Raw genomic sequence first — 24,248 nt, forward strand, 5'->3', positions numbered from 1 at the left:
CGGCGCGAAGTTATGCTAACGGTGCAATTCAAGGCCCCAATCCACTGCATCGCTATTCCTGCTTGCGCAGTGCGTCGCGAAACTGCGCGAGATGTTCCTGATACTGCTCCGCTTCGCCATAAGTCAAAAATCGTTCATACCTTGCATGCGTGCCCAACACCTTGCGGGCGTGTTTGATGGGGCACCAGTACTGCTCCGTGCGCGCGGCGATTTCTGAGGCGTAAGCGATGAGGCCATTTGCATATTCACAGTACGCGCAATGGAATCGCTCCATGAAGTTCAGATAGCGCAATTGCCAGCGGTCCATCACGATATAGTCCGCACGTTTGACTTTTACGATGCCGTAGATCGGGAAACAGATTGCCTGGTAGATGGAGATGCAAAGATCCAGAAATGCCAAAGGGAAAACCAGCCCGTAGACGAACGGCGCCGCGAGGAAATTTTGCGGCCGGCTGGAGAGAATCCAGCGAACGATACCCACTTTCAATTCCCGATGAACCTTGCCAACCGCTTCGTCGAATTCGACATGTTTGCCGGTGATTCGATAGAACAGTTTGACTTCCCGTTGATGAAGTTCCGTTTGCAGTTCCGACTCAAGCACGCTGATCTGGCTCAAGAGATGTTTTATCCGTTCTTCCACATGAACTCCGTTTAGCCTGGACGAGAAGGGCGCGAAATAAACAGCTGACTGCGACCTACGCCAGAGCCAGCTGCGAGCGCCTCAACTGCCGCTTCCACCCGATTGTGCCGCCTGGATGGCCTTGACCCGATCGGCCTGCGCTTTGGCAACCTCGCGGTCGCGAGCCTTGTTTGCTGCGCGTACCCTCGCGCGGTAAGCCTCGTTCGCGGCGCGGATCTCGCTTCGCATCTGCACAATGTTGTCGTCGGGTTGAGCGCTGTCTGCGCCGGACGGCGCGGTATTCTGGGCCCAAGCCTGCGTCGTGCCGACAGTTGCCAGCGCAATCAGAAGGGCTGGGAAAATCCTTTTCATGCTTGTTACCTCCAGAAGGTCAAGGTGTCAAAGAAATCCATGCGTTGCGACGCGGATCGACCGTCATTGCCGGCTGACGGCGGCCCCGATCTGCGAACAACGGCATGCAGACAGTCGAATGACGTCATGACTGTCTATTTGGCGCTTTGAGCACTGGAGGCAGTTGACCAGGATCAACTGGTTTGAGATGGGTAGAGCGACCGACCGTGAGTCGGTCGCATCTGAACGATTGCGTTGACCCTAACCGGTCCTGAAACGCGTTCGCTAAAGTGCCCGTTGCAGACGTGCGGCAACAGCCTTCAAAACAGGCAGGAACTTCTCCTCCAGGGTTTCCACGCTGACCCGTCCGGAAAACACACTCACGCTGACCGCGGCCTCGATCGCACCGCTGCGATTTCTCACCGGCACCGCCATTGCGGACATGCCAATTTCTAGTTCCTCATTGCTGATCGCATAACCGTTTTGTGCAGCGAGTGCGATGGCCCGCAACACGGTGTTTGTGGTTGCGAGCGTGCGTGTTGTCAGATGCTTCATGGGCGTCGCGTCGAGATGGTGGCGAATCTCCTCTTCTGACAGACCCGACAGCAGAACGCGGCCGGTCGCCGAGCAATAGGCCGGCAGTCTGCCGCCGAGCTTCACGCCTGTGGACACGATTCTCACCGCCTCCGCGCGCGCAATGAATACCGAGTAGCCCTCGTCCAGCACCGCCAGCGATACCGATTCGTGCAATTCGTCGCGCGCACTCGTGAGAAGCGGTTGCGCGATCTGCGTCAGCGACGACGTGCTGAGGTATGCGCTGCCCAGTCTGAGCATGCGCGGCAGTGGCGTGAAGAACTTGCCGTCGTGCGCGAGATAGCCGAGATCGACAAGCGTGAGCAGGCAGCGGCGCGCGGCCGGCCGGCTGAGGTCCGCAAGATGCGCGGCGTCCGAAACGGTCATGCGCGCAGTCGACGCACCGAATGCCTCGATGATCGCCAATCCCTTGGCGAGGCCCGCCATCCCTTCTTTCGCACGTGCCTTACCGCTCGGATCAGCACTTTCTTCAGGCGTCAATTCGCCTTCCTGCCCGTTGACAGGTTCTTTGACCGATGTCATATTGGATTCAAATATCGAACAATGTACGTTATTCGAACACATTCGAACCCGTCTGTCAACCTGGCACGGCACGCGAAGAGCCGTCCCCAGCGGATCCAGGCGGCGTTGGAACGGTCCCCGCAATACATGGAGCGAGCAACTTGAACATCATTCCCATCATGCCGGCGCGGCGCGCCAGCATCACCTGGCCGTCCGAAGGACTGACGCGCGTGCCTTACGCGCTGTTCCAGGATGAAGGCGTGTACGCCGACGAACAGGACGCGATCTTCCGCGGTCCGAACTGGAGCTACCTGTGCCTCGAAGCGGAAGTGCCGAATCAGGGCGACTTTCGCAGCACATTCGTAGGCGACGCCCCGGTGGTCGTCACGCGCGACACCGACGGCGAAATCTATGCGTTCGAGAATCGCTGCGCGCATCGCGGCGCAATGGTTTGCCTTGAAGACCAGGGCAATGCCAGAGATTTCAGTTGCGTCTATCACGCATGGACCTACAGCCTGCAAGGCGATCTGGTAGGGGTGGCATTCAAGGACGGCATTGACGGCAAAGGCGGCATGAAGCCGGATTTCTGCACCGGCGATCACGGCTTGCGCAAGCTGCGTGTCGCAACGCTGCATGGCCTCGTGTTCGGCAGCTTTTCCGACGACGTCCCGCCGCTCGACGAGTACCTCGGCGAAGAGATCGTCGAGCGCATCGCGCGCGTGCTGGAGAACCGCAAGCCGGTCGTGCTCGGGCGATTCACACAAATGCTGCCGAACAACTGGAAACTCTACTTCGAGAACGTCAAGGACTCCTACCACGCGAGCATTCTGCATCTGTTCTTCACGACGTTTCAGCTCAACCGCCTGTCGCAGCGCGGCGGCATCATCGTCGATCCGAGCGGCGGTCACCACGTCAGCTACTCGGCTGTCGACCATGCCGCCGAAGCCGCGGAGCAACGGAAAGCCACCAGCGACTACGCGGATCAGAAAATCCGTTCGGAAAGCGAGCATCGCCTCGAAGACACTTCGGTGCTCGCCGGCGTGGACGAGTTCGGCGACGGCGTCACGCTGCAGATTCTCTCGGTATTTCCCGGCTTCGTGCTCCAGCAGATCCAGAACGCGATCGCGGTCCGCCAGATTCTGCCGCGCGGCACGCAGCAAACCGAATTGAACTGGACCTACCTCGGCTTCGAAGACGACACGCCCGAATTGCGCGAAATGCGCCTGCGCCAGTCGAATCTGGTCGGGCCGGCAGGTTACGTGTCGATGGAAGACGGATGCGTCGGCGGCTTCGTGCAACGCGGCATCGAAGGCGCGGGCGACGGCCGCTCGGTGATCGAAATGGGCGGCGATAGCGCCGAAAGCAGCGCGAGCCGGGTGACGGAAGCGTCGATTCGCGGCTTCTGGAAAGCCTACCGCAACGCAATGGGATACTGAGAATGGCGCAAGACATCTATCAACTGATTGCTCGCGCGCAGGCCGACTACGTGCGCTGCATCGACGACGGCGATCTCGCGCAATGGCCGGACTTCTTCACCGATGCCTGCGTCTACAGGGTGACGACCGCCGACAATTACAAGCGCGGCCTCACGGGCAGCATGATCTACGCGGCTTCGCGCGGCATGCTGATCGACCGGATTGCTTCGCTGCGCGGCGCCAACATTTACGAGCGCCACAGTTATCGGCATCTGCTTGGACAACCCAGCGTTATCAGCGCGAACGAACGTGAGGCGCGCAGCGAGACTTCGTTCATGGTGGCGCGGATCATGCGCGACGGCTCGACGAGCCTGTTCGCCACCGGCCGCTATTGCGACGTGTACGCCGTGGAGGAGAGCGGCGTGAGGTTGCGTGAACGGATTGTGGTGTGCGACAGCTCGCGCATCGACACGCTGCTGGCGTTGCCGCTATGAGCCGCATCCATGACGGCGCGATGACAGTCGCGCTGGCGATCGGCGACCCCAACGGTATCGGTCCTGAAATCGCGGTCAAGGCCGCCGCCCAGATGGTGCGCGAAGGCGGCGAGCATGGCGGGCACGCTGCGCATTCGCAGCCGCGCATCGTCCTGTTTGGCGACGCGTTTGTGATCCGGCGGTACGCACGCCAGTGTTGTCCCGAACTCATGCTTCGCCTCGTGCAACCGGACGATCTGCCTGCTGCCGAGCTCAACGCAATCGACATGGTCGACGTCGCGTCGCTGCCTGCCGAAGCGTTCGTGCCAGGCGAGGTCGCGGCCGCCGCGGGCGCGGCGACGCTCGCCTACGTCAGCGCCGCGCTTCGTGCCGCGCGCGCGGGCCAGGTGGACGCCGTGATCGCCTGTCCGCATTCGGAGACCGCGATCAATACATCGGGCGTGCGCTTCGCCGGTTATCCCGGCTTCGTGGCGCGCGAAATGGGCATGCCGGCCGAAGACGTCTATCTGCTGTTGATCGGCGGCGGCCTGCGCATCGTTCATGCGACGTTGCACGAAGGTATTGCCTCGGCACTCGCGCGGCTCGATCAGCGCCACGTCGAACGCGCCGCGCGGGCGGCGGTACAGGCGCTGCAATTGATGGGCGTCGCGCATCCCGTGGTCGGACTGATGGGCATCAATCCGCACGCGGGCGAGGGCGGTCTTTTCGGCCGCGAGGACATCGACATTACCGAGCCGGTCGCGCGCAAGTTGCGTGATGACGGTATGACAATCATCGGCCCGCAAGGCGCCGATCTATTGCTCACCAATCCCGACATCGACGTGTTTGTCGCGATGTATCACGACCAGGGCCACATTCCCGTCAAGCTGCGCGCCGGCCGCCATAGCGCCGCGCTGTCGATCGGCGCGGGCGTGCTGTTCTCGAGCGTCGGGCACGGCAGCGGTTTCGACATTGCCGGCACCTTGCTCGCGGACCCTGCACCGCTGCTCGGCGCGATCCGTCTGGTCACAACCGGAACCGTGCTCGCCCCCCTGGCTGAGTGACACGTTCCAACGCTTTTCGAGGTCATATTTTGGACTACCAGATTTCCGTCGCGGACAGCGATATCGCTTTCCATTGCGAGGCGGGCGAAACGGTGCTCGACGCCGCCGAGCGCTCGGGCTACAGCGTGCCGTATTCGTGCCGCAAGGGCGTGTGTTCGACCTGTGAAGGCGGCGTAGTGGCCGGCGCGGGGCGCTCTTCGGTGCAGGGCGATGTGCAGGGGCCGGCGGCGCATGTGCTGCTGTGCTGCTTGCGGCCGTCTTCGGACATGACGATCGCGCCGCGCAAGATCGACAAGCGCGAGCCGGTGGTGCGCAAGACGCTCGACATGTCCGTCTACCGCGTCACGCAGCCGGCGGCCGACGTGAGCATCGTGCAACTGCGTCTACCCACCGGCGTGCGCGCGAAGTTTCGCGCTGGCCAGTATTTGCAGATCGAGCTGGAAGACGGCAGTCGTCGTAACTATTCGATGGCGAATCCGCCTCACGAAAGCGACAGCATCCAGCTTCATGTGCGCCATGTGCCGGGCGGCAGGTTCTCCGAAGGCATGCTGCGGCGCCTGGACAAAGGCCACAAGCTGCGAGTGGAGTTGCCGTTCGGAGAATTCTCGCTGCAGGACGATTCGACGAAACCCGTCATTCTGCTTGCTACCGGTACGGGCTTCGCGCCCGTCAAGTCGATCGTTGAAGACGCAATCAAACGCAGGCTCGACCGTCCGCTGACTTTGTACTGGGGCGCGCGTCGCGTTGAAGACCTGTATCTCGCCGAACTGGCGCAGAAGTGGCACGACGGCGGCAAGCTGAAGTTCGTGCCGGTGCTCTCCGAGCCGAACGCGGACTGGCACGGCCGGCGCGGGTTCGTTCACGAGACGGTGCTCGAAGATCTCGGCTCGCTCGGCGGCTATCAGGTCTACGCGTGCGGCAACCCGGCCATGACGACGGCGGCACACGAGTCATTCCTGAAAGCCGGCCTGCCCGACGACGATTTCTTCAGCGACGCCTTTGTGCACACCGACACTGCGCCAGCAATGACGTAGCACGCCTTCATAAAACAATCACAGGAGACAAACACCGTGGCATCCCCCCTCATCGACGTAGTCGAGGTCATCGAACGCCAGAAGGTCGGCGCAGGCCAGTGCCTCGTGGTGCTGTTATGCGCGCTACTGATGTTTCTCGACGGCTTCGACACGCAGGCCATCAGCTACATCGTGCCGGCGCTTTCAAAGGACTGGCATCTGCCGCGCGAGGTTCTCGGCTCGATCTTTTCCGCCGCGCTCGTCGGGCTGATGGTCGGCTACCTTGCGATCGCGCCGTTGTCCGCGCGCTTCGGTCATAAACGCATGATGCTGGCAAGCAGTGTGCTGTTCGCACTGTTCACGCTGCTGACGCTTTTCGCGACCAACGTCACCGAGCTGATCGGTTTGCGCTTTCTGACCGGTATCGGGCTCGGCGCCGCCGCGCCGAGCGCGGTAGCACTAACCTGCGAATTCGCGCCGAAGCGGCTGCGCGCCACCTTCGTGCTGCTCGTGTATTGCGGGTTCTCGCTCGGCTTCGTGGTGGCGGGCCTCACAGCCGGTGCACTGATGCCGGCGTTCGGCTGGAAGTCGCTGATGCTGGTGGGAGCGCTTGCGCCGATCGCGCTGACCGCGCCGCTTGCCTGGTTGTTGCCCGAATCGCTGGTGGTTCTGCAGCGGCGCCCAAACGGCGACGAGCGCATGCGCGCCGTCTTGCTGGGGTTTTTCCCGCGTCTCGACGTGCCGGTTGGCAGCAGGTTCCGTCTCGAAGACCAGGGCGAGGCGCGTGCGAGCGTCACGGCGCTTGTCAGGGGACGCACTTCGGCGGGCACGCTGTTGCTCTGGCTGATCTTTTTCCTGAACCTGGCCGAGTTCTATTTCATGCAGAGCTGGCTGCCGACCATGTTGACAGGCCTGCAGTATTCGTCGGCGACGGTCGTCTGGGTGACAGCGCTGCCGACTATCGCAGGTGTGCTCTCCGCCGTGCCGCTCGGCCTTGCGATGGACCGCGTCGGGCCGTACGTCACGCTGACCGTGATGTATCTCGCGGGCTGCGTCTTCATGTGGCTGGTGGGCGGCGCGTTCTCGGGCAGCGTCGCGTGGTTGATGGTGACGGTTTTCTGCGCCGGGTTCTGCATTAGCGGCGGACAGAAAAGCGTTATCGCGCTGGCGGCCGTGTACTACCCGCTCAACCTGCGTTCGACGGGTGTGGGCTGGGCGCTCGGCATTGGCCGCCTGGGCGGCATTGCGGGACCGTTGAGCGCGGGCATGCTGTATTCGGCGCATTGGACCCCAGCGGAGATTTTCCGTTTCTCCGCGTGGCCCGTGCTGATTGCCGGGCTCGCCGTATTCGTGATGGGGCGCATCTACGGCTCACGGCCGGTAGCCGTCGAGGTGAGCACTCCCCACTAACGCGCGTGCACGCCGGGTCGGCCCGGAGCTTCACACGAATCGCGGGCATCTGGCGCGGGAGGCGGTCGCCTTCCCGCCAAGCCACCGTAGTACCACCGTAGTACCCACTACTTAAAAAACCTGCGAGGCCTGCTGCGTTCTCGCGCTAGTACGAGAACGCATGGCCTCGTCATGCCGGAGACTTTATGAAAAAGACCACCCTTGCCCTGTTGACTCTGCCGCTTCTCGCGAGCGCGGCCCATGCGCAGAGTTCCGTCACGCTATACGGCTTCGTTGATGCCGGACTCGTGTATGTCAACAACCAGTCCGGGCATTCGAACGTACAGATGGTCACGGGACAAACGAACGGCAGCCGCTGGGGGCTGCGTGGCAGCGAGGATCTCGGCGGTGGCCTGAAGGCGATTTTTACGCTTGAAAACGGCTTCGATCCGTCGAACGGCAAGCTGCTGCAAAACGGCCGCGAGTTCGGGCGGCAAGCCTTTGTCGGACTGAGCAGCGACACGTGGGGCGCGGTGACGCTGGGCCGCCAGTATGATCCGATGACGGAGCTCATAGGCGGGATTGCCGCGACTTCGATGTGGGCGTGGCTCGGCACTCATCCGGGCGATTTCGACGATCTGAACTCGACCTTTCGCGTGAATAACGCGGTGAAATATCTGTCGCCGACTTTCTATGGTCTGCAAGCGAGCGGCATGTTCGCACCCGGCGGCGTGGCAGGCAACTTTGCGTCGAGCCGGATCTACACGCTTGGACTGAAGTACGAGAATGGTCCGCTGAGCGCCGCGCTGGCGTACGACAACATCAACAATCCATCCGTCTCGGTGCTCGATAGCGCGCTTTCTCCCGGTCAGGCCGGGTATGTGACGCCGGGCCGAAGCCCCGTGACCAGCGGCTACGTTTCGGCCAACGTGTGGCAAATATTCGGCGCGGCCGCTTCATACAGAATCGGCAAGGGCATGGTCGGAATCGTTTATACGAACGCACGCTTTCAGGACATTCGAAGAACCGCGTCCACGCCGAACACGGGCACGGCGGCATTTAACAGCTATGAGATCAATGGCCGATATTCGATTACGCCGGCACTGCTGATCGGTGCATCGTTCGACTACACGACAGCACGCGATGCAAAGTACGAGCAGATCGATTTCGGTCCGAACTATTCGCTCTCCAAGCGCACCGATCTGAATCTCGTCGGTGTATGGCAGCACGCATCGGGTGTCGATTCCACAGGGCGGCCGGCGGTTGCGGCGATTACCACGCTAGGGCAATCGTCGACTCCTACGCAAGTGGCTGTGAAGCTGTCGTTGCGGCATCGGTTCTGACGTCTTTGCCGTGTCATGGCGGCGCGTGCGGCAGGCTGCTTCATGGGCATGCCGCGCGCGTCGTGACGAAGAACCTCTGGCTGCGATATCCGCCTTTGCGCGGCCCGTTACATGCTGCTATGCGGCGTGACCCGCCACACCGTGTTGCCTACGTCGTCCGCCACGAGCAACGCGCCGTGTGCGTCCAGTGCGACGCCAACGGGCCGTCCCACGGCGTGGCCATCCGTGGTCAGAAAGCCGCTCAGAAAATCCTCCGGGGCGCCGGCGGGCTTTCCATCGACAAAAGGCACGAACACAACCTTGTAACCGGAGCGCGGCTTGCGGTTCCATGATCCGTGCTGGCCGATAAAGGCGCCGCCCCGATAGTGCGCCGGGAATAGCGTCCGGTCGTAAAAGACAAGCCCCAATGAAGCCGTATGATTTCCAAGCGCATAGTCCGGCGCGATGGCCGCGGCGACCAGATCGGGGCGTTGAGGTTTGACTCGCGAGTCGACGTGCTGGCCGTAATAGCTGTACGGAAAACCATAGAACGCTCCCTCTTTCACTGGGGTCATGTAGTCCGGCACAAGGTTGTTGCCCAGATCGTCCCGCTCGTTGACGGCAGTCCATAATGCGCCGCTGTCGGGTTGCCACGAGAGGCCATTGGCATTGCGCAATCCTGTCGCATAAGGCCGCAAGCGGCCGGTGCCGATGTCGAATTCGAGTATCCGCGCGCGGCCCTCTTCGGCGTCGACACCATTTTCTCCCGCGTTGCTATTCGATCCCACGGTGATGTAGAGATGCTTGCCGGAGCGGTCCGCGAGGATATTTTTTGTCCAATGATGGTTGATCGGACCGGCCGGAAGATCGGCAACCTTGATCCCGGGACCGGCGATCTGCGTGGCGTTTTTGACGTAATCGAAACGCAGCAGAGCGTCCGTATCGGCAACGTACAGTTCATTGCCAATGAGCGCCATGCCGAACGGCGAATGCAGGCCGCCGAGAAACACGGTTTGCATCTGGGCGACGCCGGTGTTGTTCGCATCGCGTAACAGCACGATGCGATCGGGACTGGCTACGCCGGCGCCCGCGCGCTTCATCACTTGCCGTCTGGCCCAGCCGGACAGGCCACTTCCTTCGTCGTGTTGTTCGGGAGCGTCGCTTTCCGCCACCAGCACGTCACCATTAGGCAACGTGTAAAGCCAGCGTGGGTGCGACATGTCGCCGGCGAACCGGGTGACGGAAAAGCCGCTGGGAACAGTAGGCATGAAACCGGCCGGTTGCGGCTGAACGGGCGCGATGTTGACCATTGGAATCAACGTCGATTGTGGCGCGGGCATGGCGGGCGAAGCACCGAAACCGCCATCGCCTATACTTGATGGGCCGATTGCGCACGCGGCGAGCGGCAAACCCATTGAAACTACCAGACAATTGAGCAGGCGCATATTTGTTCTCGGTGATAGGCGTTGATCAATGATGCGGAGTCAGGACTTCAGCAAAAAGCCTGCCTGTCAATTGACCGGATAGGGACGTTGCACAGCCGGCCGGTTGCGCGCAGAGCATCAGGTTTCCTTAAGATAAGGTGGTTAGTATCGTTTGGTTAAGCCACGCGGTTTTTCCCGGGAGTCGATCCGGGAGTTATTGGCAGCACGTTTTACCAATCCGAAGAGTGCTAAAGGGGAGAGGGAGTGGCTAAAGTCCAGCAAAATACGCGTCCGGCCTATGACGCAGTCGCGCGCACGCTCCACTGGCTAACTGTCCTGTTGATCGCAATGCAGTTCGTGATCGGCTGGACGATGCCCGATATTCACAAGGGCACGCAGCCCGTCGGCCTGATCGCCTGGCATCTCGGCGTTGGCTCGGCGCTGATTGCCGTCATGGTGATCAGGGTGATCTGGCGATTGACTCACTGGCCCGCGCCGGACGAACTGCCGCCGCTATTGAGCGTCGTTTCGCGCATCACGCATTTTCTGCTTTACGCTGCGCTGGTGGTGGTGCCGCTGCTCGGCTGGGTCAATGCGTCCTCACGCGGCTGGACGGTCCGCTTGCTGGGCCTCGTGCCGTATCCGGCGTTGAGCGAGACGGGCTCGGATTTCGGCCACGAGATGGGTGACGTGCACGGCGTCCTCGCGTGGGTGCTCTTCGCGCTGATCGCGCTGCATGTGGCAGCGGCGGTGTTCCATCGCTTTGTTCTGAAAGACCACGTGCTGCAACGGATGCTGCCCCACGCAGGTCCATCGGGTAATTCGCCGCGAAACCGGTGAAGGCTGCCCCGACGATCAGTCGATCCGCTGCCAGCGGCCGGAAGCGGGGCACACACCAGCCTGTTCGCCGTTCATCTGGACCTGTTCCGCGTCGAGTTGCGACGAGACCGAAGGGGCGGTGTCGAACACGACCTTGAGTGCATGCGCAACATGGGCGTCTTCTATGGGAAGCTCCCAAGTCAGGAATATCTGGACGCAATCCTGAACGGGTGCGAAGCCGGCCGCATCAAAACCGCTGCTGCGGCGCTGAATTACGCCGTGAGGCTGCGCGGTGTCGAATATCACAACCGTTCCCCGGTTCAGCGGAATGCGCTGACCCAGCGAGGGAAAATGCAGATCCAGTCCCTTGTCCTCGCTCATGAACAGATTGCAAAAGGCCGCACTGCCGTATTGTGCGGCGTCATGGTGGTATCTCGCGCCACGGCAGGCCATGAGGGCTACATCACTGGAGGCAAGCACGCCGGGCAGCCCGAGCGCGCACGTCCAGTCGGACACGGCCTGTACGCAGCGCGAATAGTCCGGCCAGCGCACCCGTGCTCGCGCCAAGGGCATTGGTTCGACGTCACCGGCTTCCAGCACCATGCGCGACGAGATTTCCCTTTCCCAATCCGCGAGCAGACGCACAGGAGGGACAGGCACATCGAGTGAGCCTGATAGCACGATGTCGCTCACGCGCCGGCTGCGAATGGCGTCGCCACTCCAGAAATAGGAAGTCAGGGTGTCCGGCATTCGGTGCTGTCGAGGGGAAGTGATGGGGGCCATTGTAACGATTCGAAGAAATGACTTCGGCGTACGTCGGCCTGGAACGGTTCCTCCTGGCACGCGTCTTTCTCTGCGGTCGTCCTGCACCGCGCATCGCATCAACCGCTTCCGGATGATCCCGCTTCAGTGGCCGAGACCGCTGCTGGCGATCTGGTTCTCGACGTACTGGGCGAACAGCGCGTGCAGGTGCGTCGTCGGGTGAAGGTCGTCGGCGAACATGTACGTCTGGTCCGCGTTGGCGCTCACGTAAGTTGCTGGCGAGCACAACAACGCCGTCTCATCGGGCGTCTTCCTGGGGTCACAGGCGACACCGGTGTTCGACACGGCGAAGCCATTGGCCTGAAAGTTCGCCGTGATCTGGTTCAACCACGTATAGGAATCGATCTGGATAACCTTGCCCTGCAAGCCATCGGTTTGCAGCGCAGCGTTCAGGCTGCTGTTGAACAGCTGCGATAACTGGGTCAGATTCGCTCCGCCATCGGACGAGGCGATGCCATTCGGTGATAGTCCGATGTCCGGCACATTGACCACCACCACATGAGCGGCGCCGTTCTGGACGATCTGCCCGACAACCTGAGCAAGCGTGGTAGCCGCCGTCTCCACGGTCTGCGCCGCGGCCGGCAGCGCTCCGGCGCGCAGCACATCGTTTGCGCCGGCCCAGACGAGCACCAGTTGATTGGAGTTGAAGCTTGTATGCGCAGCCAGATAGCTCGAAACCTGCTGATTGACGGGCATTTCGACATTGCCGATCACGTCGGTCAGAAAAGCGGACTGGTTGGCCGGCGTCGCCACCGTGGCGCCGCCTTCCGCATAGCCTAGGCCGCCCTGCGCGCTGAGTTTATGCGTGAGGTCGATGGTGTACGCAACGTTCAGCGTGTCGCCGTAGTATTGCGCGATATCCTGAGTCCACACCTGTCCGGGATTGGTCGTGAAACGCCCGCCACCCACGGCGCTGGCGATCGGTGCATAGGTGCCGACGTCCGAAAGGCTGTCGCCGAACGACACGATTTGCAGATTGACGCCGCCTGCCGGTGCGGTTGCGCCGGCATTACCCGAGTCGCCTCCGTTCCCGCCGCATGCCGAAAGCAGTGAGATCGCCACGGCAAAAATTGCAGTGCGTACCGTGTCATTAATTCCTTGCATGGCGACTCTCCCTTAACCTGGCGGGGAGATGCGACCGCGTTGCGGAATTAGCGCGCGCCGCCTTCCCGACAAGCACTCTTCTCAAGCAAGAAGCATGCGTTGCCGCGGGCGGGGTTGTTGGTAATTTCCCTCACTAACTGCAGTGCACTTGGTCTATGTCCGATCGAAAACGGGACCGACGGTGCCGGGCTACCCACCCGAATCGGGTAGGTAACCGCTAAATTGCCCGACCGACGGTGTCGCACTTCTATACTCCGACGAACGCGTTCCGAGGTGTCGACAGGTGTCGCGAGACCTTTCTCACGTTTATCTGTCTATCAGTTTCCCCCGTATGTCCGAATCCATTGAACACTCATTAGACGCACGCGTCTTCCCCAGACTGACGATCGAGCCCGTAACCGGCGCGAGATTGATTCCGCCTCGCGCGGCACGCCAACTCATGCCTCGCGAAGCCTTGATGGCACGACTGCTCGAAGCGCGGCGGCAGCGTTGCGTGGTGATTCAGGGACCGGCCGGCAGCGCCAAGACCAGCACGATGCTGGCTCTCAGGCAGGCCATGTTGACGCTGGATTTCGACGTGGCCTGGCTTTCGCTGGCACCCGAAGACGACGACCTCACCGCGTTCTTTCACGGTCTGCTCGCGAGCCTCGCCAGCGTGGATCCGGCGATCGCGCGCGAAGCGGAATTACTGGTCGGCCGCGAGAGCGAGGAAACCGCGGTTGAGCATTGGGTGATCACGCTCGTTCGCGGTATTGCTCGCCGCAAACGTGAACTGGTTCTGATGCTCGACGACGTCCATTACCTTCGGAACGCACGGATTCTCGAGGCAATGCGCTGGCTGCTCGACTATGCGCCCCCTCAGCTTCATGTCGTGCTGGCTTCGCGGCGGGCGTTGCCCGTCTCGCTGGCGCGCCTGCGCTCCCAAGGTCTGGCGACAGAGCTCGACCGACACGACCTGCGCTTTTCGGCCGAAGAATCAGAGCGATTTTTGCGCGAGCAACTCGGCGACGTCGCAAAACGGGACGCGCAGGTCGTGCATGAACTGACCGACGGCTGGGCAGCGGGCCTGCAGTTGTTCGCGATCGACCTGAAGACCCGCAAAGGCGCAGCTTTTACGCCTGCAACCGTGCGCGATGCCGAAACCTTCGCGCACTACTTCGAACGCGAAGTGCTGGTGCGACTCGCTCCCGAAGATCTTCTTCTGCTCACTCGCGCGGCGCTATGCGAACGATTCTGTGCGCGCCTCTGTGCAAGCTTGATGCAGCATGCGGGCGCCGTCGGAGACGTCGCCGCCCGGCTCAGCCGCCTGGAGGGCGACAATCTGTTCATCACGCAGACTGGCGTGGCTCAGGACGGCGAAACCTGGTATCGCCTGCATCCTCTGCTGCGCGAGGTTTTGCAGCGCCGGGTCGTGGGGCTGCCGGCTGCCGAATTGCGTGAACTGCATGCGGCGGCCTGGCAGTGGCTTAGTGTGCAAGGTTACGTCGACGAGGCCGTGCATCACGCCGTACTCGCAGACAACGCGCAGGCCGCCGCAGATCTCGTGGAAGGGTGCGCGCACGATCTGCTCGCGCGCGGCGAACTCCGTCAGCTTGCGGGCCTGGTGCGCCGCCTGCCGCCGGCGCAGATCGCAGAGCGTTTCGATCTGCGCGTGATCACCGCCTATCTGCAAATGTATGCCGGCGAAACCGACGCGCTCATGCAGAGCATTCAGCAGATAGCGTCGCGTAGCGAGCGGCCCGACCCGCGTCAGCGGTACGCGCTTGCGCTGCTTCGCGGCGGCCTCGCGCTACAGCGCGACGACACGGATTCGGTCGTGGCGCTATTGCCGGAACTGCAGCGCGTCCCCGCGGACGCTGACGATTTCACCCGCGCGGGTCGCGGCAACATTCTCTCGTGGATGTTCATCCATCGTGGCGACTATCAACAGGCGCGCAAGGTGCTGGAAGAGGGGGCGCCGCATGGCGGCGCGCCGCGCGGCATCCTGCTTGGCCGTTGCATGAGCGGCATGACGCACGCCGCCGAGGGGCAAGTGCTGCTCGCCGAGCGGGTGTTTTGCGACGTGCTGGCGGAAGCGGAGAAACAGGGCCCCGCTTATGTGGGCATTGCGTGCATGGCCGCTGCGCTGCTTGGCGAAGCGCTTTACGAACTGAACGACGTCGATGCTTCGCTCGGACTGCTGGACGAACGCATCGACGTCCTCGAGCGGGTGTCGATTCCGGACACTGTGTTGCGGGCGCTGACGGTGCTCGCCCGCGCGCACCGGTTCGCGGGCCGACGGCTCGAGGCCCACGACTATCTCGAACGACTTGAAGACTACGCGAAGCGTCATGGTGTGGATCGTCTTCTCGCGAACGCACTGTGTCTGCGCTCACGCTGGTTGCTCGAAGAAGGAAGTCTCGATGAAGCCGAGGCGGCATTGCTGCGCTGCGAGGCGCTGGCGGCGCGCTATACCGGCGCGGTGCGCAGCACGGCTTGGGAAATCAGCGTTTGCGCCGATCTCGCGCGCATTCGCATGTGCCTGCATCTGAATGACTTCGACGGCGCGATGAGCCGGCTCAAGCCTCTCAGCGCGCTGTCCGAAGCGGGAGGGAGATGGTGCCGCGTAGCCGGGCTGCGTTTGCAGATGTCGATTGCCGAGAAGGGGCGCCACAACGATAGAGCGGCGCGCGAGCATCTGGTGGAGGCTTTGCGCCTGGGCCACCGGCTCGGGTTGATGCGCAGCCTGCTGGACGAACTCGGATCATGTCGGCAGATTCTCGACGCCCTGCCGCTCGAACAGGACTTCGATCCCGTGCTCGCTTTCTATGCACAGCGGCTGATCGACGCTGGGCAGGCATCCGCGCCTGCCGCGCCGCCGGCGGCTGCGGTGCACGTTCCGATCCAGTCGCTTAGCGAGCGTGAAAACGAGGTTCTGGGTCTGCTTGCACTTGCGCTGCCCAACAAGAAGATTGCGCGTGTCATGGACGTTTCGCTCGATACGGTGAAGTGGCATCTGAAGAACATCTACAGAAAGCTGGAAGTGTCGGGCCGCGACGGCGCCGTCGCGAAGATGCGCGACGCGAGTGCGCGATAACGCTTTTCTCCCTCGCAGTCATCCATTCAGCCACCCCCACTCTACGGGGGTAGGCTTGCTCGCCACCCTCGCCACGCACAATGCGTTCATGGAAGCAGCCGGCCGACAACCCGGTCCGCGCTGCCAACGCATTCAATCGATGAGGAGCGTGCGGTGGAAGTCAAACGTAATGTCTATCGCGAGGATCACGAGATGCTGCGTGAAACCGCGCGGCGTTTCTTCGAACGGGAGTGCCTGCCGCGGCAGGCGCAGTGGGACGAGGCCGGCTGCGTCGATCGCGAGACCTGGCTAAAGGCCGGGCGGGAAGGTCTGCTGTGCGTGACCGTGCCGGAAGAATACGGCGGTGGCGGCGGCGATTTCGGTCATTCGGCGATCGTCGCGGAAGAGTTGCACCGTGCGGGTGTGTCGGGTTTCAGCTATTCCGTGCACTCCGATATCACCGCGCCGTACATCGTTCGTCTCGGCACCGAAGAGCAGAAACGCAACTGGCTACCGCCCATTTGCCGCGGCGAAAAGATCCTCGCGATCGCGATGACCGAACCCGGTACGGGCTCCGATCTGAAGTCGATCCGTACCACCGCGGTGCGTGACGGCGACGACTACGTCATCAACGGCAGCAAGACTTTCATCTCCAACGGCCTGAACTGCGACATGGTGGTGGTGGTCTGCAAGACCGATCCGTCGGCGGGCGCGAAGGGCGTAAGTCTCATCATGGTCGAAACCGACCGTGCGGGTTTTCGCCGTGGCCGCAAGCTCGAAAAAGTGGGGCAGGCCGCCGCGGATACCGCCGAACTGTTCTTCGACAACGTGCGTGTGCCGGCCGGCAACCTGATCGGCAACGAGAACGGCGGCTTCATTCACCTGATGGAAGAACTGCCGCAAGAGCGCCTGATCATCGCGGTGTATTGCGCGGCGAAGCTGGAGCGGCAACTCGAACTGACGCTGCAATACGTTAAGGACCGCCGCGCGTTCAATCAAACCGTGTGGGACTTCCAGAACACCAAATTCAAGCTCGCCGATGTGAAGGCGCAAGCCGTTGCGGTCCGCACGCTGGTGGACTACTACATTCGCGAGCATATGGAGCGCAAGCTCACGCTGCAGGAAGCGGCCATTGCCAAGCTGTTCGCGACCGAAGCAATGTGGAAGTGCATCGACGAAATGGTTCAGCTGCATGGCGGTTACGGCTACATGCTGGAATATCCGATTGCCCGTGCTTTTGCCGACATGCGCGTTACGCGCATTTTCGGCGGGACCAGCGAAGTCTTGCGGGATCTCATCTCGCGCAAGCTTTAAGTCTCCTTACCTTTTGAGGCAGCATCATGAGCGAAAAAGTACTGGTGGCGGGCGTCGGCATGATCCAGTTCGCCAAGCCCGGCGCGAGCCAGAGCTACACCGAAATGGGCGCTGAAGCGACCCGCCGCGCACTGGCCGATGCGGGCATCGCGTACGACCTCGTGCAGCAGGCCTTCGCCGGCTATGTGTACGGCGACTCCACGTGCGGCCAGACCGCGCTGTACGAAGTGGGCATGACGGGCATTCCGATCGTCAACGTCAATAACAATTGTTCGACGGGTTCGACCGCGCTCTATCTCGCCCGCCAGGCGATTGCGACCGGCGACGCCGACTGCGTGCTCGCGCTCGGCTTCGAGCAGATGCAGTCCGGCGCATTGAAATCGCACTGGGACGACCGGCCGGTAACGCGTGCGCGTTTCGTGCCGATCATGCACGGCCTGACCGCCGACCTCGCGCATCTGCCGCAGGCGCTACGCACGTTCGGCGGCGCGGGGCGCGAACACATGCAGCGTTACGGCACGCGCATGGAAACTTTCGCCGCGGTGCGGGCCAAGGCGAGCCGACACGCGGCGAACAACCCGCTGGCGCTGTTCCGCAAACAGGTCACGACCGAAGACGTGATGAACGACACGGTGCTGATGCCCGGCGTGATGACGCGTCTGATGGCGTGTCCGCCCACTTGCGGCGGCGCGGCGGCGATCCTCGTTTCCGAGAAGTTCGCGAAGAAACACGGCTTGCGCACGGATGTGCAGATCGTTGCGCAGTCGCTCACCACCGATCCGCCGGCTTCGTTCGATCCACCCTCGATGCTCAACTACGTCGGCACGCACATGACGCGTTCGGCCGCGAACAAGGTCTACGAAAAAGCCGGTATCGGACCGGAAGACGTCGACGTATGCGAGCTGCACGACTGTTTCGCGCACAACGAAGTCATCTGTTACGAATCGCTCGGCTTCTGTCCGGAAGGCGGCGCCGAGAAGTTCGTCAGCGACGGCGACAACACGTACGGTGGCAAGGTGGTGGTCAATCCGTCGGGCGGTCTGCTTTCCAAGGGGCATCCGCTGGGTGCGACCGGCCTTGCACAGTGCTATGAACTGACCCACCAGCTGCGCGGCACCGCCGACCAGCGTCAGGTGCAAGGCGCAAAGCTGGCGCTTCAACACAATCTCGGCCTCGGTGGCGCGTGCGTGGTGACGTTATACGGCAAGTACTGAATTCGTTTGCGCTGACCGGCGGGACGCCGTGTCTTGCGCAACCCTGGATAGCAAACGGTATTGAGGATTTCCCATGCAGCAGCTTTGCAAAAATCGCGTTGTTGTCATCACCGGCGCTGGACGGGGTCTGGGGCGCGAATATGCGCTGGAGTTCGCCCGCCAGGGCGCGAAAATCGTCGTCAACGACCTCGGCGGCAAGGGTGATGGGTCAGGCGCGGCGAGCGGTCCTGCGCTCGACGTGGTCGCGGAAATCGAAGGGCTCGGCGGCGAGGCTGTCGCCAATTTCGACGACGTGGCCGACTGGAATGGCGCAAAGAACATGATCGACACGGCCATTTCCGTGTTCGGCGGACTCGACGTGCTGGTCAACAACGCCGGCATTCTGCGCGACCGCACGCTCGCCAACATGAGCGAGGAAGACTGGGACTCGGTGATTCGCGTGCACATGCGCGGCACCTTTGCACCGTCGCACCACGCCGCCGCATACTGGCGCGATGAGGCCAAGGCGGGGCGCGAGCGGGTGGCACGGCTTATCAACACCAGTTCGTCGTCGGGTCTCTACTGCAACCCGGGCCAGGCCAACTACGGCGCGGCGAAGGCGGGCATCGCGGCCATGTCGGTGATTGCCGCTCGTGAGCTGGAGCGCTATGGTGTGACGGTGAATGCGATCTATCCGACCGCGATGAGCCGTCTGACCGAAGACATCTTCGCGAAGCGGCGCGACGAATTCACCGCTGGCGCCGCACCCGGCTTCGATCCGCTGGACGCGGGCAACGTCGCGCCCCTGGTGGCATGGCTTGGCAGCAGTGCGTCGAGCGGTATCACCGGGCGTGTATTCGGCGTGCGCGGCGGTCGTATTACCGTGGCTGAAGGCTGGCATGCGGGCCCGCGCATCGAAAAGGACGGGCGTTGGGACGTGGCGGAACTCGGCGCGCTGATACCGCAACTGGTGGAACAGGCCGCGCCGAATGCGCTGACCTCCGGCGAGATTCCGGCGCTGGTGGCGTAAGCACCCGAAACCGTCTTGCGTCGCAGGAGAGTGTGCATGAGCGGAACCCCGAAGTATCTCGGCGATCATGCCGGATTGACGCCGGACAAAGCCGCCGCGATCAACAGCACGAGCGGCGAGATACTAACCTATCGCGAACTCGACGAGCGTTCCAATCGCTTCGCACAATGTCTGTACGCGGCGGGATTGCGGCGCGGCGACCATATCGCGATGGTGCTCGAAAACAACATGCGCTGCTTCGAGGTGTGTTGGGCGGCGCTGCGTTCGGGTCTGATGATCACGCCGGTCAACCGGTATCTGACCGCGGCGGAAGCAGCCGGCATTATCGAGGACAGCCATGCGCAAGTGGTGGTCAGTTCATTTGCAATGCGCGAACTCGCGGCCGGACTGACCGGCATGATGCCGACGTGCCGCCTGCGGCTGATGGTCGACGGCACCATTTCCGGCTGGGACAGCTACGAAGCGCTCACCGGCCGGTATCCCGCAACGCGTCTTGCCGACGAATGGCTGGGCGCCATGATGATCTATAGCTCGGGTACGACCGGCCGTCCAAAGGGCATCGTTCGCGCGCAGCCGCAAGGCCGGGTGACCGAAGGTTCCGGTTCCGCGCGCCGTCCGCAGTTCGAGCGCTATGGCTTCGACGCGCAAACGGTGTATCTGTCGCCGGCGCCGCTCTATCACACCGCGCCGCTCGGCTACGGAATCGAAACGCAGTTCGGCGGCGGCACCGTGGTCTTCATGGAGAAGTTCGATCCGCTCGAGGCGTTGCAGGCGATCGAGCGCTATCGCGTCACGCACAGCCAGTGGGTGCCGACCATGCTGATCCGCCTGCTCAAGCTCGGCCCCGCTGTGCGCAACGCGTTCGACCTGTCGAGCCATCGCGTGGCGATCCATGCGGCGGCGCCGTGTCCGCAGGAGGTCAAGCGGCAGATGATCGACTGGTGGGGGACGATCATCGAGGAGTATTACTCGTCGACCGAAGGCAACGGCGTGACCACGCTCAACACCGAGGAGTGGCTTGCGCACCCGGGCTCCGTTGGCCGCGCGCTGCTGGGCGTCATTCATATCTGCGACGACGACGGCAACGAATTGCCGGTGGGCGAAACCGGAACCGTCTATTTCGAGCGCGACCAGTTGCCGTTCCACTACCACAACGATCCTGACAAGACCCGTGCCGCACAGCATCCGCGCCATCCGGTCTGGACGGCCGTCGGCGACATAGGGCATGTGGATGGCGACGGCTACCTGTATCTGACCGACCGCAAGGCGTTCATGATCATTTCGGGAGGAGTCAACATCTATCCGCAAGCGATCGAGGACGCGCTGGCGGTGCATCCCGATGTGCAGGATGCGGCGGTGATCGGTGTGCCCGATGCCGAGATGGGCGAGCAGGTCAAAGCGATTGTCGAGCCGGCGCCCGGTGTGGCGCCGTCGGATGCGCTCGCGGAACGACTATTGGCTTACCTGCGCACGCGGGTGGCGCGCTACATGGTGCCGCGCTCCATCGACTTCATCGACGCGATGCCGCGGCTGCCTACCGGCAAGCTGTACAAGCAGGCACTGCGCGAGCGCTATGGCGCGCGAGCGGAGCGTGCGGATTCATAGCCCGCAACGCCGAGCCGACTACAAAAAAACTGGAGTGAGACGTGAACAACCTGTTGGATGCTTTCCACCTGACGGCGCTGCCCGCCGCGGCCGAAGCCTTCCGGGCGGAAGTGAAGCACTTTCTTGACGAACACTTACCGCCGGCGCCGGCCGACGTGCGTGCCCGTTCCTGGATGGGCTTCGACGCGGACTTCAGCCGGCGCCTCGCGGCGCGCGGCTGGATCGGACTGACCCTGCCGGCCAGTTACGGCGGCGCGGGCATGGACGCGTTCCGTCGCTTCGTGCTGGTCGAGGAACTGCTGGCCGCGGGAGCGCCGGTCGCCGCGCACTGGATCGCCGACCGTCAGAGCGGCCCGCTGATTCTGCGCTACGGCACCGAGGCACAGAAAGACTTCTATCTGCCGCGCATCTGTGCCGCGAGCGCGTTTTTCTGCATCGGCATGAGCGAGCCCGACTCGGGTTCCGACCTCGCCAGCGTGCGCACGCGTGCGGTGCGCTGCGACGGCGGCTGGCGTCTGACCGGGCGCAAGATCTGGACGACCAACGCGCAGCATTGCCAATACATGATCGCGCTCGTGCGATCGTCGGGCGTGCCGGAAGACCGGCAGAAGGGACTGTCGCAGTTCATCGTCGATCTGTCGCTGCCCGGCGTCGAGGTGCGGCCGATCGTGGATCTCACCGGCGACGCCCACTTCTCCGAAGTGACCTTCGACAACGTATTCCTCGCCAACGACGCGTTGATCGGCGACGAGGGCGCCGGCTGGCAGCAGGTGACGGCCGAACTGGCCTTCGAGCGCAGCGGCCCCGAGCGGCTCTATTCGAGCGTCGTGCTGCTCGATTGCTGGCATGCGCAACTGCGCCGCCACGGCGCCAGCGACGCCGACCTCGCCTTGCTCGGCAGCTTCGCGACGCAACTGGCCACGCTGCGCTGTCTGTCGATCGCGGTCACCGCGCGGCTCGCGCACGGCGAAAGCCCGGTGGTCGAGGCGGCGCTCGTCAAGGACATCGGCACCGAGTTCGAACAGGCCATTCCCGCGCAGCTGGAAGCCGCGATCAGCGCGGACCCGGCACAGACCATCGACCCCGAGCTCTATCGCACGGTGGCCTACCTCAGCCAGATCTCGCCGACCTTCTCGCTGCGCGGCGGCACGCGCGAAGTACTGCGCGGCATGATCGCGCGCGGTCTTGGTTTGCGCTAACCCATCCGGACGAGGAAGAGACCCGTATGTTCACCGAAGCCATTGAAGCAATTCTGCGCGACCGCGCCACACCCGAAGCGATCCGCGCGATCGAGACCGGCGGCGCGCCCGCGTCGATCTGGAACGCAGTGGAGGAGGCCGGATTTCTGGAGTTGCTGACGCCGGAAAGCGCCGGCGGCGCCGGATTGTCACTGCCGGCGATCGTGCCGGTTTTCACGGCGTTTGGACGCTACGCGGTGCCCGTGCCGCTTGCGCAGAGCATCGCGGCGCGCGCGCTCCTGCGCGAGACCGGCGTTGCGGCGCCTGCCGGCATGACGACGCTCGCCGGCGCGTGCCGCCGCCGCGAGAACGGCTCGCTGGAAGCGCCGCAAGTGCCGTTCGGGATGACCTGCGATCACGTGCTGGCCAATGTCGACGGTGACCTCTTGCTGCTCGACGCAGCGCGAGCCGAACGCAAGCCGTGCGGTGTGCACGGCAGTTTTAGCGGCACGCTTGGCTGGGGGGGCGACGCGGTCCCGGCGCCGCTTGGATCGAACGGAGACGAGGTGCTGCTGTTCAGCGCGGCAATCCACGCGGCCGCTATCGCCGGAGCGATGGATCGCGTATTCGCCATGACCTTGCAGTACTGCAACGATCGCTGGCAATTCGGCAAGTCGATTGGCAAGTTCCAGGCGGTGCAGCATCAGTTGAGCGTGATGGCGCAGCATGTGGCATCAGTCGGAATGGCGTCCGAACTGGCGTTCTCCGGCACGGGCGCCGTACCTGAACGGCTTGCCACCGCGATCGCCAAAGCGCGCACGAGCATGGCGGTGCCGCTGGTGGCGTCGACGGCGCATGCGTTGCACGGCGCGATCGGCGTCACCGCCGAATACGATCTCCAGCTCTATACGCGCAGGCTGCATGAATGGCGCATGGCGGACGGTTCGGAGGCATTCTGGAATCGTATGGTGGGGAACGCAGCGCTCACGCACGAGCACGGCACGATCGCGGATTTCACGCGAACCGCGCCGTACGCAACGGCCGCGTGAGCAGGCGAACGGCACCCAATCCATCTGTTCGCGCGCCGCTCCCCCTTCGGTGGCGAAGCAACCTATACAGCAGCGGAAACGATTAGACATCCTATGAGCCAATTTCTGAACTACGAACAGGACGAACACATCGTCACGCTGACGATGAACGAACCGGAACGGCGCAATCCGCTCACCGGCAACACGGCGGTGGAGGAGTTTCTGGCGGCGATCGCACGGATCGAAGCCGATCGTTCCGTGCGGGCCGTGATCCTGACGGGCGCCGGCACGGCGTTCTCGTCGGGCGGCAATATCCACGATATGGAGCGGCATGCGTCGGGCAGCATGCCTGGCATGGAGATTCGCCAGGACTACCGGCGCGGCATTCAGCAACTGCCGCTGGCGCTGTTCAATCTGGAGGTGCCGGTCATCGCTGCCGTGAACGGCGCGGCGATCGGCGCGGGACTCGATCTCGCCTGCATGTGCGATATCCGCATCGCGTCCGAACTCGCCAGATTCGCCGAGAGTTTCGTCAAGCTGGGCATCATTCCCGGCGATGGCGGCGCGTGGCTGCTGCCGCGCATCGTTGGTCTGTCGCGCGCCGCGGAGATGACCTTCACGGGCCAGATGATCGATGCGCAACAGGCGCTCGAATGGAATCTGGTTTCCCGCGTCGTGCGGCACGACGATCTGCTCATGATCGCGCAAGGTCTCGCGCGGTCGATCGCCGCCAATCCGCCTCACGCAGTGCGGCTGGCCAAGCGGTTGTTGCGCGAAGGCATGCATTGCCGGCTGGATACGCTGCTGGAAATGTCGGCAGCTTATCAGGCGCTCTCGCATCAAACGGCGGATCATCGCGAAGCTGTGTCCGCGTTCATCGAGAAACGGTCGCCGTCGTTCAATGGATAGAGCGGCCGGATCGTCCAGGTCCACGG

The 24,248-nt window shown here is 63.0% G+C and carries 21 protein-coding genes; 15 read left to right on the top strand and 6 right to left on the bottom strand.

What is annotated here, in order from left to right; all coding sequences use genetic code 11:
* Positions 1 to 52 precede the first annotated feature (52 nt).
* The 3 genes from PDMSB3_RS21650 to PDMSB3_RS21660 form a co-directional block, all read right to left on the bottom strand.
* Positions 53 to 616 carry a hypothetical protein gene (locus tag PDMSB3_RS21650; protein WP_232064288.1) on the bottom strand — a complete coding sequence of 188 codons (564 nt, stop codon included), beginning with the start codon at positions 614 to 616 and terminating at the stop codon, positions 53 to 55.
* A gap of 105 nt (positions 617 to 721) precedes the next feature.
* The gene (locus tag PDMSB3_RS21655) at positions 722 to 991 is read right to left on the bottom strand and encodes a hypothetical protein (protein WP_007178903.1); all 270 of its coding nucleotides are present in this window, start codon (positions 989 to 991) and stop codon (positions 722 to 724) included.
* Between the two features lie 264 nt (positions 992 to 1,255).
* Positions 1,256 to 2,086, bottom strand: coding sequence for an IclR family transcriptional regulator domain-containing protein (locus PDMSB3_RS21660; protein ID WP_007178904.1), 831 nt, complete (start codon positions 2,084 to 2,086; stop codon positions 1,256 to 1,258).
* A 158-nt stretch (positions 2,087 to 2,244) separates the two neighbouring features.
* Here PDMSB3_RS21660 and PDMSB3_RS21665 point away from each other — a divergent pair, with 158 nt between their 5' ends.
* From PDMSB3_RS21665 to PDMSB3_RS21690, 6 genes are all read left to right on the top strand, one after another.
* Positions 2,245 to 3,501, top strand: coding sequence for an aromatic ring-hydroxylating dioxygenase subunit alpha (locus PDMSB3_RS21665; protein ID WP_165189586.1), 1,257 nt, complete (start codon positions 2,245 to 2,247; stop codon positions 3,499 to 3,501).
* A 2-nt stretch (positions 3,502 to 3,503) separates the two neighbouring features.
* Positions 3,504 to 3,974: an aromatic-ring-hydroxylating dioxygenase subunit beta gene (locus PDMSB3_RS21670; protein ID WP_165187647.1), complete on the top strand. Its 471-nt coding sequence runs from the start codon at positions 3,504 to 3,506 to the stop codon at positions 3,972 to 3,974.
* Positions 3,971 to 5,017: a PdxA family dehydrogenase gene (locus PDMSB3_RS21675; protein WP_165187650.1), complete on the top strand. Its 1,047-nt coding sequence runs from the start codon at positions 3,971 to 3,973 to the stop codon at positions 5,015 to 5,017. Before PDMSB3_RS21670 ends, PDMSB3_RS21675 begins: the two co-directional genes overlap by 4 nt.
* 29 nt (positions 5,018 to 5,046) lie before the next feature.
* Positions 5,047 to 6,051: a 2Fe-2S iron-sulfur cluster-binding protein gene (locus tag PDMSB3_RS21680; protein ID WP_007178908.1), complete on the top strand. Its 1,005-nt coding sequence runs from the start codon at positions 5,047 to 5,049 to the stop codon at positions 6,049 to 6,051.
* Between the two features lie 36 nt (positions 6,052 to 6,087).
* The gene (locus PDMSB3_RS21685) at positions 6,088 to 7,440 is read left to right on the top strand and encodes an MFS transporter (RefSeq protein WP_007178909.1); all 1,353 of its coding nucleotides are present in this window, start codon (positions 6,088 to 6,090) and stop codon (positions 7,438 to 7,440) included.
* Positions 7,441 to 7,625: 185 nt separating this feature from the next.
* Positions 7,626 to 8,762 (top strand): porin, encoded by a 1,137-nt coding sequence (locus PDMSB3_RS21690; protein WP_007178910.1) that lies wholly within the window; start codon positions 7,626 to 7,628, stop codon positions 8,760 to 8,762.
* Between the two features lie 107 nt (positions 8,763 to 8,869).
* On the opposite strand, the gene PDMSB3_RS21695 is transcribed toward PDMSB3_RS21690, so the two are convergent.
* Positions 8,870 to 10,186: a PQQ-dependent sugar dehydrogenase gene (locus tag PDMSB3_RS21695; protein ID WP_165187652.1), complete on the bottom strand. Its 1,317-nt coding sequence runs from the start codon at positions 10,184 to 10,186 to the stop codon at positions 8,870 to 8,872.
* 243 nt (positions 10,187 to 10,429) lie between these two features.
* Here PDMSB3_RS21695 and PDMSB3_RS21700 point away from each other — a divergent pair, with 243 nt between their 5' ends.
* On the top strand, positions 10,430 to 11,005 hold the full coding sequence (locus tag PDMSB3_RS21700) for a cytochrome b (RefSeq protein ID WP_007178912.1): 576 nt from the start codon (positions 10,430 to 10,432) through the stop codon (positions 11,003 to 11,005).
* Between the two features lie 15 nt (positions 11,006 to 11,020).
* Here PDMSB3_RS21700 and PDMSB3_RS21705 read toward each other — a convergent pair whose 3' ends face one another.
* Positions 11,021 to 11,734 carry a hypothetical protein gene (locus PDMSB3_RS21705; RefSeq protein WP_007178913.1) on the bottom strand — a complete coding sequence of 238 codons (714 nt, stop codon included), beginning with the start codon at positions 11,732 to 11,734 and terminating at the stop codon, positions 11,021 to 11,023.
* A gap of 156 nt (positions 11,735 to 11,890) precedes the next feature.
* Positions 11,891 to 12,910 carry an SGNH/GDSL hydrolase family protein gene (locus PDMSB3_RS21710; RefSeq protein ID WP_007178914.1) on the bottom strand — a complete coding sequence of 340 codons (1,020 nt, stop codon included), beginning with the start codon at positions 12,908 to 12,910 and terminating at the stop codon, positions 11,891 to 11,893.
* Positions 12,911 to 13,241: 331 nt separating this feature from the next.
* Here PDMSB3_RS21710 and PDMSB3_RS21715 point away from each other — a divergent pair, with 331 nt between their 5' ends.
* From PDMSB3_RS21715 to PDMSB3_RS21750, 8 genes are all read left to right on the top strand, one after another.
* On the top strand, positions 13,242 to 15,986 hold the full coding sequence (locus PDMSB3_RS21715) for a LuxR C-terminal-related transcriptional regulator (protein WP_165187654.1): 2,745 nt from the start codon (positions 13,242 to 13,244) through the stop codon (positions 15,984 to 15,986).
* A 153-nt stretch (positions 15,987 to 16,139) separates the two neighbouring features.
* Entirely contained in the window at positions 16,140 to 17,279 is a 1,140-nt protein-coding gene (locus PDMSB3_RS21720) for an acyl-CoA dehydrogenase family protein (RefSeq protein WP_007178916.1), read from the top strand.
* Positions 17,280 to 17,305: 26 nt separating this feature from the next.
* Positions 17,306 to 18,493: a lipid-transfer protein gene (locus PDMSB3_RS21725; protein ID WP_165187656.1), complete on the top strand. Its 1,188-nt coding sequence runs from the start codon at positions 17,306 to 17,308 to the stop codon at positions 18,491 to 18,493.
* A 73-nt stretch (positions 18,494 to 18,566) separates the two neighbouring features.
* The gene (locus PDMSB3_RS21730) at positions 18,567 to 19,502 is read left to right on the top strand and encodes an SDR family oxidoreductase (RefSeq protein ID WP_007178918.1); all 936 of its coding nucleotides are present in this window, start codon (positions 18,567 to 18,569) and stop codon (positions 19,500 to 19,502) included.
* 36 nt (positions 19,503 to 19,538) lie between these two features.
* On the top strand, positions 19,539 to 21,107 hold the full coding sequence (locus tag PDMSB3_RS21735; protein WP_007178919.1) for an acyl-CoA synthetase: 1,569 nt from the start codon (positions 19,539 to 19,541) through the stop codon (positions 21,105 to 21,107).
* Between the two features lie 41 nt (positions 21,108 to 21,148).
* The gene (locus PDMSB3_RS21740; RefSeq protein WP_007178920.1) at positions 21,149 to 22,306 is read left to right on the top strand and encodes an acyl-CoA dehydrogenase family protein; all 1,158 of its coding nucleotides are present in this window, start codon (positions 21,149 to 21,151) and stop codon (positions 22,304 to 22,306) included.
* A 26-nt stretch (positions 22,307 to 22,332) separates the two neighbouring features.
* A complete protein-coding gene (locus tag PDMSB3_RS21745; protein ID WP_007178921.1) occupies positions 22,333 to 23,334 on the top strand; it encodes an acyl-CoA dehydrogenase in 1,002 nt (333 codons plus the stop codon).
* Between the two features lie 93 nt (positions 23,335 to 23,427).
* Positions 23,428 to 24,222, top strand: coding sequence for a crotonase/enoyl-CoA hydratase family protein (locus tag PDMSB3_RS21750; RefSeq protein ID WP_007178922.1), 795 nt, complete (start codon positions 23,428 to 23,430; stop codon positions 24,220 to 24,222).
* Positions 24,223 to 24,248: the final 26 nt, after the last annotated feature.

It is taken from the genome of Paraburkholderia dioscoreae, from assembly GCF_902459535.1.
Taxonomy (GTDB): domain Bacteria; phylum Pseudomonadota; class Gammaproteobacteria; order Burkholderiales; family Burkholderiaceae; genus Paraburkholderia; species Paraburkholderia dioscoreae.

What these genes read in the sequence shown, in the direction of transcription:
- PDMSB3_RS21655 (WP_007178903.1), bottom strand. Translation starts at nt 991, where the DNA reads ATGAAAAGGATTTTCCCAGCCCTTCTGATTGCGCTGGCAACTGTCGGC.
- PDMSB3_RS21660 (WP_007178904.1), bottom strand. Translation starts at nt 2,086, where the DNA reads ATGACATCGGTCAAAGAACCTGTCAACGGGCAGGAAGGCGAATTGACG.
- PDMSB3_RS21665 (WP_165189586.1), top strand. Translation starts at nt 2,245, where the DNA reads ATGCCGGCGCGGCGCGCCAGCATCACCTGGCCGTCCGAAGGACTGACG.
- PDMSB3_RS21670 (WP_165187647.1), top strand. Translation starts at nt 3,504, where the DNA reads ATGGCGCAAGACATCTATCAACTGATTGCTCGCGCGCAGGCCGACTAC.
- PDMSB3_RS21675 (WP_165187650.1), top strand. Translation starts at nt 3,971, where the DNA reads ATGAGCCGCATCCATGACGGCGCGATGACAGTCGCGCTGGCGATCGGC.
- PDMSB3_RS21690 (WP_007178910.1), top strand. Translation starts at nt 7,626, where the DNA reads ATGAAAAAGACCACCCTTGCCCTGTTGACTCTGCCGCTTCTCGCGAGC.
- PDMSB3_RS21695 (WP_165187652.1), bottom strand. Translation starts at nt 10,186, where the DNA reads ATGCGCCTGCTCAATTGTCTGGTAGTTTCAATGGGTTTGCCGCTCGCC.
- PDMSB3_RS21705 (WP_007178913.1), bottom strand. Translation starts at nt 11,734, where the DNA reads ATGCCGGACACCCTGACTTCCTATTTCTGGAGTGGCGACGCCATTCGC.
- PDMSB3_RS21710 (WP_007178914.1), bottom strand. Translation starts at nt 12,910, where the DNA reads ATGCAAGGAATTAATGACACGGTACGCACTGCAATTTTTGCCGTGGCG.
- PDMSB3_RS21715 (WP_165187654.1), top strand. Translation starts at nt 13,242, where the DNA reads ATGTCCGAATCCATTGAACACTCATTAGACGCACGCGTCTTCCCCAGA.
- PDMSB3_RS21725 (WP_165187656.1), top strand. Translation starts at nt 17,306, where the DNA reads ATGAGCGAAAAAGTACTGGTGGCGGGCGTCGGCATGATCCAGTTCGCC.
- PDMSB3_RS21730 (WP_007178918.1), top strand. Translation starts at nt 18,567, where the DNA reads ATGCAGCAGCTTTGCAAAAATCGCGTTGTTGTCATCACCGGCGCTGGA.
- PDMSB3_RS21735 (WP_007178919.1), top strand. Translation starts at nt 19,539, where the DNA reads ATGAGCGGAACCCCGAAGTATCTCGGCGATCATGCCGGATTGACGCCG.
- PDMSB3_RS21745 (WP_007178921.1), top strand. Translation starts at nt 22,333, where the DNA reads ATGTTCACCGAAGCCATTGAAGCAATTCTGCGCGACCGCGCCACACCC.
- PDMSB3_RS21750 (WP_007178922.1), top strand. Translation starts at nt 23,428, where the DNA reads ATGAGCCAATTTCTGAACTACGAACAGGACGAACACATCGTCACGCTG.